Annotated in this window: 18 protein-coding genes; 9 read left to right on the top strand and 9 right to left on the bottom strand. The window is 69.2% G+C overall.

Going from position 1 to position 17,896, the window contains the following annotated elements:
• Window positions 1-31 precede the first annotated feature (31 nt).
• From FBY39_RS01910 to FBY39_RS01925, 4 genes are all read right to left on the bottom strand, one after another.
• On the bottom strand, window positions 32-1,135 hold the full coding sequence (locus tag FBY39_RS01910; RefSeq protein ID WP_141929987.1) for an acyl-CoA dehydrogenase family protein: 1,104 nt from the start codon (window positions 1,133-1,135) through the stop codon (window positions 32-34).
• 92 nt (window positions 1,136-1,227) lie between these two features.
• On the bottom strand, window positions 1,228-1,836 hold the full coding sequence (locus FBY39_RS01915; protein ID WP_141929988.1) for a TetR/AcrR family transcriptional regulator: 609 nt from the start codon (window positions 1,834-1,836) through the stop codon (window positions 1,228-1,230).
• Window positions 1,837-1,921: 85 nt separating this feature from the next.
• Window positions 1,922-3,106 (bottom strand): acetyl-CoA acetyltransferase, encoded by a 1,185-nt coding sequence (locus FBY39_RS01920; RefSeq protein WP_141929989.1) that lies wholly within the window; start codon window positions 3,104-3,106, stop codon window positions 1,922-1,924.
• Window positions 3,106-4,494 carry a hydroxymethylglutaryl-CoA synthase family protein gene (locus FBY39_RS01925; protein ID WP_141929990.1) on the bottom strand — a complete coding sequence of 463 codons (1,389 nt, stop codon included), beginning with the start codon at window positions 4,492-4,494 and terminating at the stop codon, window positions 3,106-3,108. The genes FBY39_RS01920 and FBY39_RS01925 overlap by 1 nt, the downstream gene beginning before the upstream one ends.
• 112 nt (window positions 4,495-4,606) lie before the next feature.
• Here FBY39_RS01925 and FBY39_RS01930 point away from each other — a divergent pair, with 112 nt between their 5' ends.
• The 3 genes from FBY39_RS01930 to FBY39_RS01940 are packed head-to-tail and all read left to right on the top strand — an operon-like array spanning window position 4,607 to window position 7,301.
• Window positions 4,607-5,794: an acyl-CoA dehydrogenase family protein gene (locus tag FBY39_RS01930; protein ID WP_160132880.1), complete on the top strand. Its 1,188-nt coding sequence runs from the start codon at window positions 4,607-4,609 to the stop codon at window positions 5,792-5,794.
• Window positions 5,791-6,834: a TIGR03617 family F420-dependent LLM class oxidoreductase gene (locus FBY39_RS01935; RefSeq protein WP_141929992.1), complete on the top strand. Its 1,044-nt coding sequence runs from the start codon at window positions 5,791-5,793 to the stop codon at window positions 6,832-6,834. The genes FBY39_RS01930 and FBY39_RS01935 overlap by 4 nt, the downstream gene beginning before the upstream one ends.
• Window positions 6,831-7,301: a nuclear transport factor 2 family protein gene (locus tag FBY39_RS01940; RefSeq protein ID WP_141929993.1), complete on the top strand. Its 471-nt coding sequence runs from the start codon at window positions 6,831-6,833 to the stop codon at window positions 7,299-7,301. The genes FBY39_RS01935 and FBY39_RS01940 overlap by 4 nt, the downstream gene beginning before the upstream one ends.
• A gap of 9 nt (window positions 7,302-7,310) precedes the next feature.
• Here the strand turns inward: FBY39_RS01940 and FBY39_RS01945 are convergent, their stop codons facing one another.
• Window positions 7,311-8,351 carry a nuclear transport factor 2 family protein gene (locus tag FBY39_RS01945; protein ID WP_160132882.1) on the bottom strand — a complete coding sequence of 347 codons (1,041 nt, stop codon included), beginning with the start codon at window positions 8,349-8,351 and terminating at the stop codon, window positions 7,311-7,313.
• Window positions 8,352-8,419: 68 nt separating this feature from the next.
• On the opposite strand from FBY39_RS01945, the gene FBY39_RS01950 reads away from it, so the two are divergent.
• The 6 genes from FBY39_RS01950 to FBY39_RS01975 are packed head-to-tail and all read left to right on the top strand — an operon-like array spanning window position 8,420 to window position 14,456.
• Window positions 8,420-9,304 (top strand): SDR family NAD(P)-dependent oxidoreductase, encoded by an 885-nt coding sequence (locus FBY39_RS01950; RefSeq protein ID WP_222115647.1) that lies wholly within the window; start codon window positions 8,420-8,422, stop codon window positions 9,302-9,304.
• A gap of 28 nt (window positions 9,305-9,332) precedes the next feature.
• Window positions 9,333-10,517 carry a thiolase family protein gene (locus FBY39_RS01955; RefSeq protein WP_141929996.1) on the top strand — a complete coding sequence of 395 codons (1,185 nt, stop codon included), beginning with the start codon at window positions 9,333-9,335 and terminating at the stop codon, window positions 10,515-10,517.
• Between the two features lie 3 nt (window positions 10,518-10,520).
• Complete coding sequence (locus FBY39_RS01960) at window positions 10,521-11,492, top strand: amidohydrolase family protein (RefSeq protein WP_141929997.1); 972 nt, start codon at window positions 10,521-10,523, stop codon at window positions 11,490-11,492.
• Window positions 11,489-13,066 (top strand): class I adenylate-forming enzyme family protein, encoded by a 1,578-nt coding sequence (locus FBY39_RS01965; RefSeq protein ID WP_160132886.1) that lies wholly within the window; start codon window positions 11,489-11,491, stop codon window positions 13,064-13,066. The genes FBY39_RS01960 and FBY39_RS01965 overlap by 4 nt, the downstream gene beginning before the upstream one ends.
• Complete coding sequence (locus tag FBY39_RS01970) at window positions 13,063-13,947, top strand: LLM class F420-dependent oxidoreductase (RefSeq protein ID WP_141929999.1); 885 nt, start codon at window positions 13,063-13,065, stop codon at window positions 13,945-13,947. The genes FBY39_RS01965 and FBY39_RS01970 overlap by 4 nt, the downstream gene beginning before the upstream one ends.
• Window positions 13,948-13,952: 5 nt before the next feature.
• The gene (locus FBY39_RS01975) at window positions 13,953-14,456 is read left to right on the top strand and encodes a nuclear transport factor 2 family protein (RefSeq protein ID WP_160132888.1); all 504 of its coding nucleotides are present in this window, start codon (window positions 13,953-13,955) and stop codon (window positions 14,454-14,456) included.
• A 40-nt stretch (window positions 14,457-14,496) separates the two neighbouring features.
• Here FBY39_RS01975 and FBY39_RS01980 read toward each other — a convergent pair whose 3' ends face one another.
• From FBY39_RS01980 to FBY39_RS01995, 4 genes are read right to left on the bottom strand one after another with little or no spacing between them, the layout of a single operon-like run.
• Window positions 14,497-15,417, bottom strand: a complete 921-nt coding sequence (locus FBY39_RS01980) for an SDR family NAD(P)-dependent oxidoreductase (RefSeq protein ID WP_141930000.1) — start codon at window positions 15,415-15,417, stop codon at window positions 14,497-14,499.
• Window positions 15,418-15,456: 39 nt separating this feature from the next.
• Window positions 15,457-16,161 carry an ABC transporter ATP-binding protein gene (locus tag FBY39_RS01985; RefSeq protein ID WP_141933802.1) on the bottom strand — a complete coding sequence of 235 codons (705 nt, stop codon included), beginning with the start codon at window positions 16,159-16,161 and terminating at the stop codon, window positions 15,457-15,459.
• Complete coding sequence (locus FBY39_RS01990) at window positions 16,106-16,957, bottom strand: ABC transporter ATP-binding protein (RefSeq protein WP_160132889.1); 852 nt, start codon at window positions 16,955-16,957, stop codon at window positions 16,106-16,108. Before FBY39_RS01990 ends, FBY39_RS01985 begins: the two co-directional genes overlap by 56 nt.
• The gene (locus FBY39_RS01995; RefSeq protein WP_141930002.1) at window positions 16,954-17,877 is read right to left on the bottom strand and encodes a branched-chain amino acid ABC transporter permease; all 924 of its coding nucleotides are present in this window, start codon (window positions 17,875-17,877) and stop codon (window positions 16,954-16,956) included. The genes FBY39_RS01990 and FBY39_RS01995 overlap by 4 nt, the downstream gene beginning before the upstream one ends.
• Between the last annotated feature and the right edge of the window lie 19 nt (window positions 17,878-17,896).

Below are 17,896 nucleotides of genomic sequence, written 5' to 3' on the forward strand. Positions count from 1 at the left end.
ATTGGTCAGGATGCCGCGACCGCGGCGGTGATCAGAGTCCGCGCGAAGCGGCGATGAGCGAGCGGTGGTACGCGGGGGTTCCGTAGAGGTTCCGGCCCGCGACGACGCGTCGGAAGTGGTGCGACACCTCGTGCTCCCACGTGAAGCCGATGCCCCCGTGGACCTGGACGGATTCCCGCAGGACGTGCAGCGCGGCATCCCCCACGCGCGCCTTCGCGGCGGAGGCAGCGAACCTCCAGTCGACCGCCGCACGCGAGTCGGCGTCGGCGGCGAGGGCGATGGCGGTGTGCACGGCGCTCAGGGCCGTCTGCTGGTCGCCCCACATGTCGACGAGCTTGTGCTTGATGCTCTGGAAGGATGCCACGGGGCGGCCGAACTGCTCGCGGATCCGGGCGTAGTCGAGCGAGAGGGTCAGGGCGCGCTCGGATGCCGCGAGCAGGTCGATACTCGTGAGGAGTGCTCCGATGAGCCAGGCGTCGTGGAGGGCCTGCGGGATCCCGTCGCCGCGCGCGACGATGGCGGCTTCGACGTCCGCCAGCTCGATGACCGCGAGACCGCGGCCGGGGTCGACGGCATCCATCACCGTCCGCGTCACGCCGGCCGCGTTCGCGTCGACGCGCGCGAGGACGAGCGCGCCGTCGTCGTCGACGGCGGGGACGAGCAGGATGTCGGCGTGCGCACCGCTGTCGACGAAGGTCCTGCGCCCGTCGAGGAGGACACCGGTCCCCGCCGGCGTCGCACGCACGGTGGTGTCGAGCGATACTCCGTGAGCGTCCTCGTGGAGGGCGACGACGACGATGGCTCCGTCCTCCGCGATCGCGGCGAGAAGGCCGGAGTCGTCATCGGAGTCGAGGGTGTGCAGCAGCGTCGCGGCCACGCCGGCCGTCGCGACGAGGGGCCCCGACCATCCGCACCGGGCCGTCTCGGCGACGGCGGAAGCGAGTTCGACGAGGGTCGCGCCCTGACCGCCGTGGTCCTCACCGACGAGGAGGCCTGCCGCGCCGACCTCTTCGACGAGCGCGGACCAGAGGGCGGGGCGTTCGGCGCCTCCCATCCGGCTCACGTCCCACGGACTGCGGTCGTCGACGAACCGCGCGAAGATCGGCGTGAGGTCGGGGCTGATGTGCGGGAACACGATCGGGTTCTCCTCCCTGACTCGAAACAAGCGCTTGCTTTTATTCCGAGACGATCAGCTTTCGTGAAGGGCCCTCGCGGGCCGGTGGCATCTCAGCTCGGGCGTCGCACGCCGTCGAGCAGGATGGAGGTCTGGATCTCGATGATGTCGTCGATGCTCACGCGGCCGCGCGGGTCGTACCACCGGATGACGGCTTGGACGGCCCCCATGATCGTGCGGTACACCATCCGGGAGTCGAAATCGGCGCGGAGCGCTCCGCTGTCGACACCCTCCTGGATCGTGCGCATCCAGAGCTGCTCGACCTGACGCTGCCGCTCGAGGATCCCCGGCATGGGGCCGACGTACTGCCAGTCGTTCTGCAGGATCGTCAGGTGCTCGCGGTGGGTGACCGTGCCGCGGAGCGCCTCGGCGACGAGCCGCTCGAGTCGGTCGACGGGCCCCTCAGCCTCCTCGAGCGCACGTTCGTAAGCGCGGATCTGGCGGTCCAGATACTCGATGAGCACCTGCTCGACGATCGCCTCTTTCGAGTCGAAGTAGTAGTAGAGGCTGCCGGAGAGCATGTCGGCCTCGTCAGCGACATCTCGCACCGTCGCGACCGAGAATCCGTTCTCGGCGAAGACCTTCGCGGCGGCCTTCATAATGACCTCTTTGCGCGCGACGCCCGCAGGAGAGCCGGCCGAGCGGCGACGGGTCGTTGTCACGGTGCCCTTCCTCTCTGTCACGTGTCCGAATTCTGACAAAGACTATCCGAGGCGCACGCCGACACTCCGACGCGATCGCGAAGGCTCATGCCGCCCCCGACACGATCGTGACGGCGCTCACGAGTTCGCCGGGGCTACCGCCCTGATTCTGGATGAGGCCGTACTTCGGATCGGCCACCTGGCGCTCGCCGGCCTCGCCCCGGAACTGCAGCCACATCTCGAACATCATGCGAAGTCCGCTGGCGCCCACGGGGTGGCCGAAGCTCTTGAGTCCTCCGTCGACGTTGACGGGGAGCGCCCCTCCGCGATCGAAGCGCCCCTCGAGGACGTCGCTCCACGCGCGGCCCCGCTCGGAGAAGCCGAGCTCCTCCATGAGCACGAGTTCCGTCGGAGTGAAGCAGTCGTGCACTTCGGCGAGCGAGATCTGGGATGCCGGATCCGTGATCCCCGCCTGCGCATACGCCTGGCGGGCGGAGACGGCGGCCTCCGAGAGGTCGGAGTAGTCGTAGTCACTGTCGTGCCTGCCCGTGCCCGACCCCGCATCGAGCGCGAGCGCGTGGATGTAGAGGGGGCGGTCCGTGTACTTCAGGGCATCCTCGGCCCTCACGATGATCGCCGCCGCGGCGCCGTCGGCGACACCGGAGCAGTCGAAGACGCTGAGGTTCCCCGCCAGTGCGGGGGCCGCGGCGATCGCCTCCTTCGAGACCTCCTTGCGGAACTGCGCACGCGGGTTGAGCGCGCCGTTGCCGTGATTCTTCCAGGCGATGTGGGTCATCGCCTCCTTGATCTGCTCCTCCGAGACGCCGTACCGGCGCGCGTAGGCCGGCACGATCATCGAGTACATGGCGGGGGCGCTGAGCACCGCCGGGGTCCCGTCGTTGGGGACGCTCGGCATCTCGAGGCCCGAGTATCCGGCATCCTTCAGCTTTTCGCCTCCGACGGCCATCACGATGTCGTAGGCACCGGATGAGACGGCGAAGCACGCGTTGCGGATCGTCTCCGACCCCGTCGCGCACATGTTCTCCACGCGCGTGACGGGCTTGTGCCGGATGTTGAGCGGTCTCGTCAGCGTGAGCCCGGAGACGCCCGAGACCATCGATCCGAGCCAGAACGCGTCGATGTCCTGAACGTCGAGGCCCCCCGCGGATGCGAGCGCTCCGTGCGTCGCCTCCACGAGCAGATCATCGACGTCGCGATCCCAGTGCTCGCCGAAGCGCGTGCACGCCATCCCCACGATGGCGACGGGGTTCTTGAGCGCGTGTGCTCCCATCAGGAGTCCTCCTCATCGAACGGGCGGACCTTCCACACGTAGTTGCGTACTCCGTTGCCGGCGACGCTCGCCAGGCGGAACGTCGCCCGGACGCGATCGCCGATCGCGAACGCCCGGCCCACGGCATCCGCCATCTCGAACTCGAAACGTCCGCCGCCCTCGAAGTCGACGGCCACGACCTTCGCGGGAAGCTGCACCGACTCTGACAGCCAGTCGTCGGTGAAGGTCGCGACTCGGCCCGGCACGTCGACCATGGAGATCGGCACGAAGCCGTCCGTCGCCGAGCACCGGAGGCACACGCGGCGGGGCGGGAGATTGCGGTAGCCGCAGGACGTGCACTCGCCCGCGATGAAGGCGAACTTCCATCCGGCGCTGCGTCGGGATGCCGGGGGCACGGGCGGGCGCACGTCGGGCCGCCGAGCGGGTTCGCGCGGAAGGAGCCCGCGCCAGTTGAGGAAGTCGCCGTACGAGACGCCGTAGCCCCCGGCGAGGGAGTCGGCGATCCCGCCGCGAGCGCGCGGTGCGTGCCTCGCCGTCGTGCGGAAGACGAAGGCGTCGGCGCCGTCGGCGCCCGCCACGACGAGCACGGTCTGCTCGGGCGCCGCACCATCGAGGGCCGCGGTCAGCCGGAGCGCCGCGTCGGCCGCACCGGCGAAGCCCGTTCCTGCGGCGTCGGCCGCGGCGAGCTGTGCGGGCGTGAAGCCCTTCCTCATCGCGGCTGCCGAACGGGCGTGCGGAACGCTGATGACGACGTGGTCGACGCGGGCGGCATCGAGACCTGCCCGGTCGAGCGCTTCCTGTGCCACGCGCTGCATGAGGGGTACGTACTCCTCCGTGCCGAACCGTTCCTCCCACGTGCGGGTGCGGACGGCTCCGGGCTCGCGCCAGCGCTCGAGGAACTCGCTCGTGACGGATGCTTCGGCGACGAGCTCCGCGACGGGGGCATCGTCGCCCATGACGAACGCGGCAGCGCCGTCGGATCCGCCCGTCTCATCGATCGAACCGGGAAGTCCGTAGCGGACGTCGCTCACGACGACGAGCGCGGAACCGCCGTCGAGGCCCACCCGGATCGCGCCGATGCCGCTGCGGAGCGCCCCGGAGACGTCGTAGGCGCCGACGGAGTCGGGCAGGCCCGCAGCGACGGCGACCGTCGTCGCGTTGGACTTCTCGAGGTAGGCGGGGCGACTCGTCGCGAACCACAGATTGCGGACGTCGCGCGCGCCGCTCAGGGCGAGGCGGGCCGCTTCGACACCCATGGTTGTAGTGTCCTCGTCAAAGGATGCGACGGGGCGCCGTCCTTTCGCCCGGGCGCCCATGACGGTCGAGGCCTCTGCCAGGTCGAGCCGTGGTGCGGGAACGTAGGCGCTGTAGCTCTCGATGCCGACCACGACACTCCCTTCGTTGGGTAAGGACGTTTAAATCAAGCACTTGCTTTGCTAGCATACGAACACCATCACGGTAACGCAACCGATGGCAGAACGGACTGCCCGAGGGAGGACCATGACGAGCGTGAGCGAGACGGAGTTCCGCAGCGAGGTGGAATCGGCGCTCGCCGCGTTCGCCGCACGACGAGCCGACGAGGGCACGACGGGCCCTCCCGACGACCGGGTCTCGGTCGTGGCAGAGCGGTCAGAAGGAGAGGCCGAAGAGCTGGAGGCGCTCCGCCGTTACCGCACCCACCTCGCCGAGCGCGGCCTCGCGTGGGTCGACGGACCCGAGACGTACGGGGGCCGCGCGCTGCCGGCCGCCTACGCCGAGATCATGCGCGAGATCGAGGGAGACTTCGTGCTCCCCGATGACGGATACCTCCGCTTCAGCGTCTCGACCCTCTCCCCCACGCTCCTCGCACACGGCACGACGGCGCAGCAGGAGGAGTTCCTCCCCCGCCTTCGTACGGCCGAGCTCATCGCGTGCCAGCTCTACAGCGAACCCGGGGCAGGATCCGATCTCGCAGGACTGTCGACCCGTGCCGTCCGCGACGGCGACGGCTGGCGGATCACCGGGCAGAAAGTGTGGAGCTCGGGAGCACACTTCAGCGACCTCGGACTGTGCATCGCACGCACCGATCCCGAAGCGCCGAAGCACGCAGGCCTCACGACATTCCTCCTCGATATGCGTTCCGAGGGCATCGAGGCGCGTCCCATCCGCCAGCTGACGGGCGGCGCGTCCTTCGACGAGGTCTTCCTCACCGACGTCTTCGTGCCCGACTCCCGCCGGATCGGCGATGTGAATGCCGGCTGGAAGGTCGTCGTGACGTCGCTCCTCAACGAGAGATCCGCGATCGGTCGGGAGGTGGGCGTCGACGACACCCTCGTCGACCGGCTCGTCGATCTCGCGCGCACCTCGCGGCATCCTGTCGACGAGCGCACGCGAGACGCCGTCGCCGACGTCGTCGTGCGCGCGTGGGCCGCGCGGCTCACGACCGAGCGACTCCTCGGCGACGGCGCGCCCGGTCCCGAGCTCTCGCTCGCGAAGCTCCTCACGACGGATCTGCTCTCGCAGATGAGCGACGTCGCCTCGGACATCCTGCAGGCCGCGCATGTCGCCGACACCGGCGAGTGGGGCACGTACGCGTGGTCGGAGCTCACACTCGGGCTCCCGGGGCTGCGGGTCGGCGGCGGGACGGACGAGATTCTCAAGAACACGATCGGCGAGCGAGTGCTCCACCTTCCGAAGGATGCGCGATGAAGATCGACATGGGACTCATCGGGGCGTCCGGAGCGGAATGCGGACCCCTCGCCGCGACGGCCGAGGAGCGGGGATTCGACGCCGTCTGGGCGAGTGAGAGCGTGACGGACGCGTTCCTGCAATCGCAGGCGGCGCTCCTGCAGACCTCGCGGCTCACCGTCGGCACGGCGATCGCCGTCGCCTTCGCCCGCAACCCGATGTCGACCGCCTACGCCGCGTGGGATCTCGCCGGGATGTCGGGCGGACGCTTCATCCTCGGACTCGGGAGTCAGATCCAGCCGCACATCGAGCGCCGCTTCTCGATGCCCTGGTCGGCTCCCGCGCCGCGCATGCGCGACTATCTGCTGGCACTCGATGCGATCTTCACCGCCTGGCGCGACGGCACGAAGCTCGACTACCGCGGGCCGATCTACCAGCACACCCTCATGACACCCGTCTTCACACCGCATCACCACGAGCACCGCATCCCCGTCATGATCGCCGCCGTCGGCGAACGAATGACGGCACTGGGCGCCGAGCTGTGCGACGGCCTCCTCCTCCACGGGATGACGACGACGGGCTACCTCGATGGAGTGACGCTGCCCGCGGTCGAACGGGGGCTCGCGGCATCCGGTCGGAAACGCGACGCGGTCGAGCTCTACGTCCCCCTCTTCATGGTCATGGGCGACACGGAGGAGGAACGGGATGCCGCGGCCCGCAAGACCCGAGAGCAGATCGCGTTCTACGCCTCGACGCCGGCGTATGTGAAGGTCCTGGAGAGCGTCGGGTACGAGAACCTGCAGCCCGAGCTGCAGGCCCTGTCGCGCGAGGGGAGGTGGGCCGAGATGGCCGACCTCATCGACGACGGACTCCTCGACGCCATCGCGCTGACGGGGACCCCCGAGGAGATGCCCGACCTGTGTCGCGCACGCTTCGGCGGACGCGTGGACCGGGTCTCCTCGTACTACGGCTGGCCCGTCGACGATCCCGACCGCCTCGCCGAGATCCTGGCGCGCTTCCACGACGCGCCCGCCGCACAGTCCGAGGAGGACGTCGCATGACCAGAGTGACACCCGAGCAGCTGGTGGCGAGGGCCGAGATCGCCGACACCCTGAACGCCTACAGCAGGGGCGTGGACCGCCGCGACATCGACCTCCTGGCCGACCTCTTCACCGCCGATGCCACGTTCGACTACGGACACGGCAACATCACGCGCGGCCGAGAGAATCTGCGGGGGCTGTTCGTCGCGGCGACCGGCAAATACACTGCGACAAGCCATCACGTGTCGACGATCAACTACGTGCGGGTGGACGACGAGACCGCTTCCACGATCACGTACGTCTATGCGTTCCACGACACGGGCGACGCGCACTTCCACGTGTGGGGCTGCTACGAAGACGAGCTCGTCGACGACGGTGACCGCTGGCGGATCGCGGCACGGCGCGTCCGTCCCGCCGGAGCGAAGACGACGACCAGCGAGGCCCTCCCCGACCGCTTCGAGCGCTACGCCAGGCCCGACCCGAGCTGAGTCGCAGCCTCAGAGCGGGAGCTCGTAGACGTCGAAGGCGTGCTGCGTGTCGCAGTACTCGCGCACCTCGCTGACGAGTCCCGCGGCGTTGAGACGGAGAACGAAGGCGTAGCGGTTCTGGTAGCGGCGTCCGTTGGCGACGCGACGCCCGTCACTGACGGCTTCCACCAGGACGAGACCGGATGCCGCGACGTCGTCGTCCACGACGATCCGGTGCGCGTCGATCCGCAAGCCGTCGCGGTACGACTCGCGCAGCCCGGGGATGCGTGCCGCGCGCTGCGAGACGAGCACCTTCCCGACGACGAGCAGCTCGGGGTCGCGGTCGACGGGCCCTTCGGGGTCGGACCAGCGACGGCTCGCCCCGCCGTCGGCCCACCACGTGGCATCCGGTGTGAACAGCGCGCGGAACGCTCCCTCATCCGCCGCACTGATCGCCGCCATGAGCCTGACTCCGACCCCCGCCGCCGCCCGCGTTGCCGACAAGACCCGAACTGCGGCGAAACCGTCCGGATCTGAGCGGTTTGGGTCTTCTCGGCGGTGGGCGGTCGGGATGATGGGGGACGTCGGGAACTGCTGGGCGTCGAGCTCGGTGCGGCGGTCGAGGTTGCGCCCTTCGAAGACGGATGCCGCGTGGCGCGTGTCGAGATACTCGCGGACCTGGGTGACCCGCCCATCGCCGACGCGGACGACGAAGCAGTAACGGTTCCGGTACGGCCGCTCGCCCAGGAACATGCCATCGCCGGCGACCTCGAGCACGGCGATGTCATCGCCCGCGAAGGCACGGCGCACCGCCTGCCGCACTCCGCCCGGAAAGCGTTCGCGGACGCCGGCGAGCAGGTCGCTCTTCTCCGCGGCATCCATCTCGCCGTGGAGCGGCCACGGGCGCTCGTCGCCCGGATCCTCGCCGAACCGTCCCGCCCTCCTGTCGAGTCCCGTGTCGACCCACCACGTGGCGCCGGGCGCCATCCACGACCGCACGCCCTCCGCGTCGTTGGCATCGAGGGCACCCATGAATGACCTCGCGACTCGAAGCGTCTCTCCGCCTGACATGCGCCCACGATACGGGGCGTGCATTGCGTAGATCAAGCACTTGCTCTACAGTCGGATCACCGTCAAAGATGCCGACCGAGGACACTCATGATCTCGACCTTCCGCTGCCGCGAGCTGCCTGCTTCCGCGGCTCCTGCGCACCGGGTGGCACGACGATGACCGGCCGTTTCAGCGGCCGCATCGCGTACGTCCTCGGCGGCGGCAGCGATGGCCCCGCCCGCAGCGGCGAGAGCCTTCCAATGGGCAACGGCCGCGCGATCGCGATGCGCCTGAGTGCCGAGGGCGCCACCGTCGTCGTCGGCGACAAGATCCTGGAGCGTGCACAGACCACCGTCGACCACCTCGCCGGATCAGGGCTCGCCGTCGAAGTCGACGCGGCGGATGCGGCATCCTGTGCAGCTGCCGTCGCTGTCGCGGCCGACTTCGCCGGCGGGCTCGACATCGTCGTCTGCAACGTCGGCGTTTCGGGCCGCGAGCCCCTCAAGGTGCAGTCGCTCGACGACTGGGGTTTCGCGAGCGATGTCAACGTGCGCTCGCACTGGCTCACGGCGCAGGCAGCCCTTCCCGGGATGCTGGACAACGGACGCGGTGCCTTCGTCTTCGTCGGGTCGACGGCCGGGATCCTCAGCAGCAGGCGGTCGCTGTCGTACGAGGCGACGAAGGCCGCACAGCTCGCCGTCATGCGGCACGTCGCCGTCCGGTACGCCGATCGCGGCATCCGATCCAACGCCGTCGTCCTCGGCAACATCGACTCCGCCCTCGTGCGCCGGGAGTTCGGCGCCGACGGATCGAAGGCCCGGGCCCAGGTCGTGCCGATGGCCCGAGAAGGCCGCCCCGAGGAAGCCGCAGCGGCGGTCGCCTTCCTCGCGAGCGACGACGCCGGGTACATCACCGGCCAGAGCCTCGTCGTCGACGGCGGTGTCAGCGCCGCCTGGCCGGTTCCCCGACCGTGACGACGACAACCCCGACGAAGGAGCTCCCGTGAACAGCGACGCAGTGATCAGCGGAGTCGGGATGCACCCGTTCGGGAAGCACCTCGGCCTGTCCATGAAGGACATGGCGCGGGTCGCCGTCGACGCCGCCCTTGCCGACGCCTCGATCGGCGTACCGGACGTGCAGGCGGTCTTCTTCTCCAACGCGCTCGCCGGCCTCATCACGGGGCAGGAGTGCATCCGCGGGGAGGTGACGCTGTACCCGCTCGGCCTCGCGGGCATCCCGATCCACAATGTCGAGAACGCGTGCGCGTCGGGCGGGAACGCCCTTCATCTGGCATGGATGGCCGTGGCCTCGGGCATGTACGACACCGTGCTCGCCGTCGGCGTCGAGAAGACGAACCTCGAGGACCGTCAGCGCACCTTCAGCGCGTACGCCGCCGGGATGGACGTCGAGGAGGGGTTCGCGACGGGCGATGGCGCCGGACAGGAGCGGAGTCCCTTCGTCGACCGCCAGGCGCGCCTCGCCTCGACGCTCTTCGACGAGCGAGGGGTGACGCTCGAAGGCCTCGCCCGCGTGGCATCCCGCTCGCTCGAGGCCGCTCGCCTGAACCCCTTCGCGCATCGCCGCTTCGGCGCATCGCCAGAAGATGTCCTCAACGCCCGCGTCGTCGTCGAGCCGCTGACGTCGCTCATGAGCTCGCCCATCAGCGACGGCGCTGCGGCGGTCGTCGTCACGAGCCGACCCGAGGTCGCCCGCTCGGCGCGCGCCGTACCGGTCCTCGCGTCGCGCATGGCCACACGCCCTCCCAAGGACCAGCCGGACGCGCCGAACGCCGTCGAGGCATCGACACGCCTCGCCTACGAGCAGGCGGGCCTCGGCCCCGAGGACATGGACCTCGCCGAAGTGCACGACGCCTCCGTCGCCTACGAGCTCATGGCGTGGACCGATACGGGTCTGTGTGCCCCGGGCGACGAGCAGCGGTGGGCGATGGAGGGCGTGACGGATGCGACCGGCAGCATGCCCGTCAATCGCTCCGGCGGGCTCGTCGGCCGCGGGCACGCGCTCGGCGCGAGCGGTCTCGCCCAGGTTCACGACGTCGTCCAGCAGCTGCGCGGGGAAGCCGGTGATCTCCAGCTCGCCGACCCGCAGCGCGCCCTCGTCCAGATCGGCGGCGGTGTCGTCGATTGGCTCACGGCCGCCTCGAGCGTGCACATCCTCGGGAAGGGCTGACCCGTGACCACGGACCTCGTCATCGACGCCCACATGCACGTGTGGGATCCGTCGTGGCTTCCCGAAGGACTCCGCCTCGCGTGGGCTCGGCAGGGCGCGGGACGACGGTTCCCCTCTCGGGACCCGCAGGATCTCCTGCCTCGCGTCGCGACGGGCGAAAGCGATCCGGATGCCACGATGACGATGCGCGCGTTCGACCGGGCCGGCGTCGCGGCGGGACTCATCCCCGTCGTCGACTGGACGATCGTGGGCCGCCCCGTCGGAGAGCACCTCCCGATCGACCGCTTCAACCGGCAGTACGAGGAGCTCTGCGCGACGCACGAGGGACGCCTGTTCTTCGCAGCGGGAATCGACCCGCGCCACGACAACGCACGCGAGCTCTTCGAGGAGTCGGTCGCCCATCCCCACTGCCGCGGTGTGAAGCTCTACCCCGCCGCGGGATGGGACCTCCGCGACCCCGCGCACGCGTGGCTCTTCGACGCCCTCGTCGAGCGAGAGCTCCCCGCGGTCATCCATTGCAGCCCGCTCGGGGGCGACCCGCTTCAGACGATCCGTTCGCGGCCCGCCGAAGTGGCGGCGCTGCTCGCGCAGCATCCGACGCTCCGTGTGTCTTTCGCGCATGCCGGCATCGAGGCCTGGTGGGCCGAGGCGCTGGACTGCGCGACCGGGTGGCAGCACGCCTACCTCGAACTGTCGCTGTGGCAGCGTCTCGCGGCCCGCGACTATCGCGAGTTCCGTCACCGCGTCCGCCTCATGCGCGATCAGCTCGGCGCTCATCGTCTCGTGTTCGGCTCCGATATCGTGCGCGGCGTCAAGCACGACCCCGAGGGCGAGGATCTCGCTCGATGGGTGGACATGGCACGCGGTCTCGCCGCACCCTGGGAGGGCGAGCCCGCCGTGCTCTCACCCGAGGAGCTCACCCTCTTCATCGCCGACAACGCCGTCCGGCTGTTCGATCTCAAGGAGTTCGCATGAGTGCCACCCTCGGTCAGCTCTTCGCCAACGCGGGCGAACGGTTCCGCGACAACATCGCCATCGAGTCCTGCGGCCAGCAGAAGACCTTCCGCGAGGTCATCGAGAGCGGATGGCGCCTCGCTCACGCACTGCGGGACCGGGGACTGCCGCCGGGATCCCGAGTCGCGGCACTCCTCGGCAATCGTGTCGAGTCGCTCGAGGTGTACATCGGCCTCGCGCTCGGCGGCTACACGACCGTCCACGTCAACGACCGGCTGACGTCGGCCGAGGTCGACTACGTCCTCGTCGATTCCGGCGCGACGGCGCTCATCAACACCGATACGGCGAACGCCGTCGCCGCGGGCCTCTCATGCCACGGCCAGCTCGCGGCGTGGTTCACGATCCAGGGCGATGCTCCCGAGGGCGCCGAGTCATTCGCCGCAGCGCTCGATGCGGCATCCGACACGCCTCTGCCGATCGATGCCGAACCTGAGGACATCGCCCTCATCGGGTACACGAGTGGCACGACGGGGTTCCCCAAGGGCGTTCTGGTGAGCCATCGGGCCGTCGTGAACTGCATCAAGCTCGTTCCCTTCGCCTACCGCCTCCCGCTCCAGGGCCACGCGGCTTTCCCGGGCGGATGGTCGTTCGTCTCAGGATTGTGGGGCGTCATCTTCCCGCACTTCTACACGGGCGGCACGGTGTCGTTCCTCCCCGGCGCGACGCCCGACGAGCTGGGGCGGCACATGGTCGAGCGCGGCTCGACGTTCACGCTGGGTCTGACGCCGCTCATTCCCGGGCTCCTCGAGGCGATCCGACTGCACCCCTCGATCCTCGACACCCTCCAGTCGGTCCTTCATTCGGGCGGACCACTGCCCCCCGAGTATGCCGAGAGGCTCGTCGGTGTCATCGGCGACCGGCTCGTCGAGACGTACGGCATGACGGAGGTCGTCGGCCCCATCACGATCACGAACCGCTCCGACTACCGCGCGGGCGGGCCGGAGCACATCTTCGAGTCGGTCGGGCGCCCCCTTCCGACGTCGTCGATGCGGGTCGTCGACACGGAGGGTCGGACGCTCGGACCGGGCGAGATCGGCGAACTCGTGATCTCGGCCGACACGATGTTCTCGGGATATCACAACGCCCCCGAGAAGACGGCGGCGGTCCTCCGCGACGGCGAGTACTTCACGGGTGACCTGGGCTACCGCGATGAGCAGCACTACTACTACTTGACCGGGCGCGCGCAGGACCTCATCGTGAGCGGCGGCGCCAACGTCTACGCGGCCGAAGTGGAGCGGGTTCTGCTCCTCATGGACGAGATCACGGATGCCGCAGTCTTCGGCCTTCCCGACGAGCGCTGGGGCGAAGCCGTGTCGTGCGCGCTCGTGATGGCACCGGAGTCGACCGTCACACACGACGACATCCGCGCTTTCACACGCGGACACCTGGCGGGATACAAGAAGCCCGTGCACATCTTCGTCGTCGACCAGCTGCCGAGGAACGCCGGGATGAAGGTCATGAAGCACGTGTTGAAGGACGAGCTGGCCCCGCGCATCGACGCGGCGCGCGCCGACGAGAAGAAGGTGGGCGCATGAAGCTCGGCATCAGCGAACTGTTCACGGGCTCTGACGCGCGCGCGGGGTCGTGGTCGACCGATGCGGCTCAGCTCATCGAGGAGATCGGCTTCACCTCCGTCTGGCTCCCCGAGCACGTCGTCTTCTTCCCCGAGTACCGATCCCAGTACCCGTACGAGTCGGGCGGCGCGCAAGAGGTGAACCGGATGCTCGGCGTCATCGACCCGCTCGTGCTGGCCGCGAGCATCGGGGCTGCGACGACGACCCTCCGCATCGGCACCTACGTCTTCGTCGTCCCGCAGCGGAATCCCATCATCACCGCACGCCAGGTCGCGAGCATCGATCAGCTCACGGGCGGCCGTTTCGAGTTCGGCGTCGGCGTCGGCTGGGCCGAAGAAGAGTACGCGGCCCTCGATGTGCCGTTCGCCCGGCGCGGCGCGCGCATGAACGAGTACCTCGCCGCCATGCGCGCGCTGTGGTCGCCCGAGGAGCTCACGGAGTTCTCAGGCGAGTTCGTCGAGTTCCCGCCCCTGTACTGCTTCCCCAAGCCCGCGCAGCCCCGCCTCCCGATCATCGTGGGCGGCAACAGCGACGCGTCCCTCCGGCGCATCGTCGAGTATGGCGACGGCTGGGCCGGCTACAGCCAGACATTCGACGACATCGAGGCGTTCATCGCGAAGCTGTCGACGGCGATGGAGGCGGCAGGACGACAGATGTCCGAACTCTCCCTGAAGGTCGGCCGGCGCAGCAAGGGCAAGACCGAGAAGGACTGGGAGGACGACCGCGCGTACATCGACCACGTTCTGTCCCTCGGGATCGACGAGGTCGTCGTCTCACCCCGGATCGGCGACGAGAACTACGAGCGCGACATGCGGCGATACGCCGAGATCATGGACCTCTGACCGCGGTGGCGACGGCCTCGAGCGTCGACCGCCTCCTGGCGGAGGATGCCATCCGGCGAGCCCTCCTGGATTACTGCCGCGGAGTGGACCGAGGGGATGCCACGCGGACGCTGAGCGCGTACCACCCCGACGGCGTCGACCACCACGGCACGTGGGACGGCGTGGCGCACGAGCACCTCCCGGACGCGCTGGGTCGACTCCTCGAACGCACGACGGCGACCGTGCACCTGCTCGGACCGTCGACCTTCGACTGGGTCGACGACGACACCGTACGCGTCGAGTCGAACGTCTACGCGGTGCACGAGGTCACCGGCGAGGCGCGCGCGATCGAGCACCTCCACGGCCGGTATCTCGACGTCTTCACGTGCGTCGGGGGTGACTGGCGCATCCACGAGCGCACCTTCGTCCACGATGTGGATGCCGCCGACGTCGACGCCGCCCTCGCATACCCCCCGGGGATCTTCACCCGGGGAGGAAGAGGCGCCGGCGATCCGTCAGTGCGGGGCTGACTCCGGAGGCGGATGATCGCCGCGGCTCGAGGCGGGTGCGTCAGGAGCTCGCCTCGGCGGAGGCTTCGGCGCTCAGCATCCCGACGAGCAGCTCGAACTCCTGCTGGAAGGAGACCATCACCTGAGCGTCGTCCGGGTCGTTCAAGGCGGCCCAGTTGTCGCGGACGTCTTCGGGGGTCAGTGCGGGTGAGAAGTAGCCGGGCGTCTGCGCGATGACGACGCGCGCGACGCGGCCGCCGCCGACGTTGTAGATCTCGCCGGTCGTCTCGCAGGCCTCCGCACTCAGCCACGCCACGACGGGGGAGACGAGGCTCGGGTCGAGGCGGTCGGCGTACTCGCCGAGGAGGTTCTCGGTCATGCGGGTGCGCGCGCCGGGCTCGATCGCATTGACATGGATGCCGTGACGGGCACCCTCGATCGCGAGAGTCTTCGTGACACCCCAGATGGCGGCCTTGGCGGCTCCGTAGTTGACCTGGCCGAAGTTACCGAAGATCCCGCCGGCCGACGTCGTGTTGACGATGCGGCCGTAGCCCTGCTCCACCATGACGGGCCAGGCGGCCTTGCTCATCCAGACGGTGCCGCCGAGGTGCACGGCCAGGACCGGCGCCCACTCGTCCTCGGTGAGCTTCGCGAACGACTTGTCGCGCAGGATGCCGGCGTTGTTGACGAGGATGTCCAGGCGACCGTAGGTCGATGTCGCGAGCTCGACGATCTTGGTCGCGCCTTCGAGCGTGCTGACGTCGTTCGTGTCCGCGACGGCGGTTCCTCCCGCCGCGCGGATCTCCGCGACGACCTGCTCCGCCGGCGACGCTTCGCCCGAGCTTCCGTCGAGCGCGCCGCCCCGATCGTTGACGACGACCGTCGCACCGCGGGACGCCAGTGCAAGGGCGTGCTCGCGACCGAGACCGCGGCCCGCGCCGGTGACGATCGCGACGCGGCCGTCGAGGGTGATATCGCTCATGTGGTTCGTGCTCCTTGTCGTGGGGTCCGAGGGCGCAGGTCAGCCGAACAGCGCCGACATGACCTCGGCGCTCGCCCTGACCTCGTCGGCGGTTCCGTGCGAGACGATGCGTCCACGCTGCATGACGTAGACCTCGTCGCTCACCTCCAGGGCGAGCTCCGCGTTCTGCTCGACCAAGAGGATCGTCGCCCCGCTGTTGTGCAGCGTCTCGATGTTCTCGAAGAGCACGTCCACGATCGACGGGGCGAGACCCATCGAAGGCTCGTCGAGGAGGAGCACTTGCGGCTGGGTCATGAGCGCGCGCCCGAAAGCGAGCATCTGCTGCTCGCCGCCGCTCAGCGACGCGGCGAACTGGTTCTTGCGGTCGGCCAGGCGGGGGAAGAGCTCGAAGACGCGCGCGAGCTCGTCCTTGCGCTCCGCGCGTGTTCCGCGCCCGCTGTACGCCGAGAGTTCGAGGTTCTCCAGGACGGTCAGCGGTGGGGCCACCCGCCGCCCTTCAGCGACGAGCGCGACACCGGATCGCACGACACGGTGACAGGCCCACCCCGTGATGTTGCGTCCGCCGACCGTCACGGTGCCGCCCGACGGCTTGTGCAAGCCGGCGATCGTGTTCAGGGTCGTGGTCTTGCCCGCTCCGTTCGAGCCGATGAGGGCGACGAGGGTGCCTTGGGCAACCTCGATGTCGACCTCACGAACCGCCGGGATCGCGCCGTACCCGGCGGAGAGTCGCGATACGCGCAGCATCGGATCGTTTCCCAAAGTAGGCCTCCTTCACGTCGTCCTGTTCCAGGCACCAGGTCGGTGGCCCTTCCGCGAGGAGAGCACCCGAGTTCATGACCGAGACGGACTCGCAGAACTCTTCGACCAGTCGCATGTTGTGTTCGATGAGGATGAGGGTGAGCCCGAGGTCCTTCAACTGGACGAGGAGCCGACCCACCTGCTCCGACTCGACATCGTTCATTCCGGCGGTCGGCTCGTCGAGGAGGAGGATCCGCGGGTCGGTCGCGAGGGCTCGCGCGATCTCCACTCGACGCTGATCGCCGTAGGACAGCGTCTCGGCGAGGGCGGAGTGCGGCGCCGTGCATCCGACCATGTCGAGCAGTTCCGCGGCGCGGGCACGTACGGCCTTGCGCTCCTTGCGCTCGGTCGGACTCAGGAAGATCGCACCCGCGATCGTCGACCGGCGCTGCATGTACGCCCCGGCGATGACGGTCTCGATCACGGTCAGGCCGGGGAAGAGACGGATGTTCTGGTACGTGCGGGCGACGCCACGGCGCGCGATGTGGAAGGGCGCCATGCGCGTCACATCCTCGCCGAATACGTCGATGCGTCCCGAGTCCGCGCGGATGAAACCGCTGATCATGTTGAGGACGGTCGTCTTTCCCGCGCCGTTCGGGCCGAGGATTCCGTGGACGCGCTGACGCGGCACCTTGATCGTGACGTCGTCGACCGCCTTGAGCCCGCCGAAGGTCTTCGTGAGGTCGACGATGTCGACGGCGAGTTCCTCTTCGACCGGGATGTTGCCGCTCGTGTCCGTCATGACCTCGCTCCCGCCGTGATGTCTTCGTGCGGACGCTCTGCGCCCTCCGCTGTCGAATCGCCGCCACGCTTCCGCCGTGCCGCCCATTTCGCTCTGAGCAACCGCATGCGCCGCATGTCGACGAGGCCGCGCGGCATGTAGATGATGATGACGACGAGCAGGACGCCGGTGACGACGCGGTCGTACTCGCCCATCGGCCCGCGAAGGATCTCGGGGAGGATCGTGAAGACGATGGCACCGACGATCGGACCCAGCCAGTAGAACGCGCCGCCGAGGACGACGGCCGCGAGACTCACGAACCCCAGGTGCGTGTAGAACGTGTCGGGCCCGATGTACTGCAGGAAGCTCGCCTGCATGACGCCCGCCGCTCCGCCGAGCGCTCCCGAGATGACCATGCCCACGAACTGGATCCGCCGGGGGGACACGCCGAGCGTCTCGGCGACGGCCGGATCCTCGCGGACGGCATCCGCCGCGAGACCGAAGCGCGAACTGCCGAGTCGTCCCATGACGTATCCCGCGACGACCAGCGTGCCGATGAGCCACAGCCAGGATCCGAGGTCGCCCGAGACGCGCGTGCCCGTGGCACCGCCCGTGAGTTCGGGCATATTGAGGATGAGGACGCGACCGATCAACACCATGGCGATCGTCGCCATCGCGAGGTAGTGACTCTCGAGCCTGATGAGCAGCGCCGCCGTGATCGCTCCGACGACGGCGCCCAGCACGATGCAGATGGCGAAGGCGAGGGCGGGCGGAAGCCCGAGTGACGACACGATGTAGGCGAAGGTGAAGGCGCTGAACGCCCCGAAGAAGACGGGTGCGAGGCTCAGGACGCCGGTCCACAGCGACGCGTAGATGGCGAGGGCGAAGAGGGCGCTGACACCGGCGAACTGCAGTGTCGTCAGCCATGCTGCGGTACTCACGAGTGGGTCTCCATAGTCA

The organism is Microbacterium sp. SLBN-146 (genome assembly GCF_006715145.1).
GTDB lineage: Bacteria > Actinomycetota > Actinomycetes > Actinomycetales > Microbacteriaceae > Microbacterium.

What these genes read in the sequence shown, in the direction of transcription:
- FBY39_RS01930 (WP_160132880.1), top strand. Translation starts at nt 4,607, where the DNA reads ATGACGAGCGTGAGCGAGACGGAGTTCCGCAGCGAGGTGGAATCGGCG.
- FBY39_RS01990 (WP_160132889.1), bottom strand. Translation starts at nt 16,957, where the DNA reads ATGACGGACACGAGCGGCAACATCCCGGTCGAAGAGGAACTCGCCGTC.
- FBY39_RS01965 (WP_160132886.1), top strand. Translation starts at nt 11,489, where the DNA reads ATGAGTGCCACCCTCGGTCAGCTCTTCGCCAACGCGGGCGAACGGTTC.
- FBY39_RS01950 (WP_222115647.1), top strand. Translation starts at nt 8,420, where the DNA reads ATGCCGACCGAGGACACTCATGATCTCGACCTTCCGCTGCCGCGAGCT.
- FBY39_RS01985 (WP_141933802.1), bottom strand. Translation starts at nt 16,161, where the DNA reads ATGCTGCGCGTATCGCGACTCTCCGCCGGGTACGGCGCGATCCCGGCG.
- FBY39_RS01980 (WP_141930000.1), bottom strand. Translation starts at nt 15,417, where the DNA reads ATGAGCGATATCACCCTCGACGGCCGCGTCGCGATCGTCACCGGCGCG.
- FBY39_RS01920 (WP_141929989.1), bottom strand. Translation starts at nt 3,106, where the DNA reads ATGGGAGCACACGCGCTCAAGAACCCCGTCGCCATCGTGGGGATGGCG.
- FBY39_RS01940 (WP_141929993.1), top strand. Translation starts at nt 6,831, where the DNA reads ATGACCAGAGTGACACCCGAGCAGCTGGTGGCGAGGGCCGAGATCGCC.
- FBY39_RS01970 (WP_141929999.1), top strand. Translation starts at nt 13,063, where the DNA reads ATGAAGCTCGGCATCAGCGAACTGTTCACGGGCTCTGACGCGCGCGCG.
- FBY39_RS01935 (WP_141929992.1), top strand. Translation starts at nt 5,791, where the DNA reads ATGAAGATCGACATGGGACTCATCGGGGCGTCCGGAGCGGAATGCGGA.
- FBY39_RS01945 (WP_160132882.1), bottom strand. Translation starts at nt 8,351, where the DNA reads ATGTCAGGCGGAGAGACGCTTCGAGTCGCGAGGTCATTCATGGGTGCC.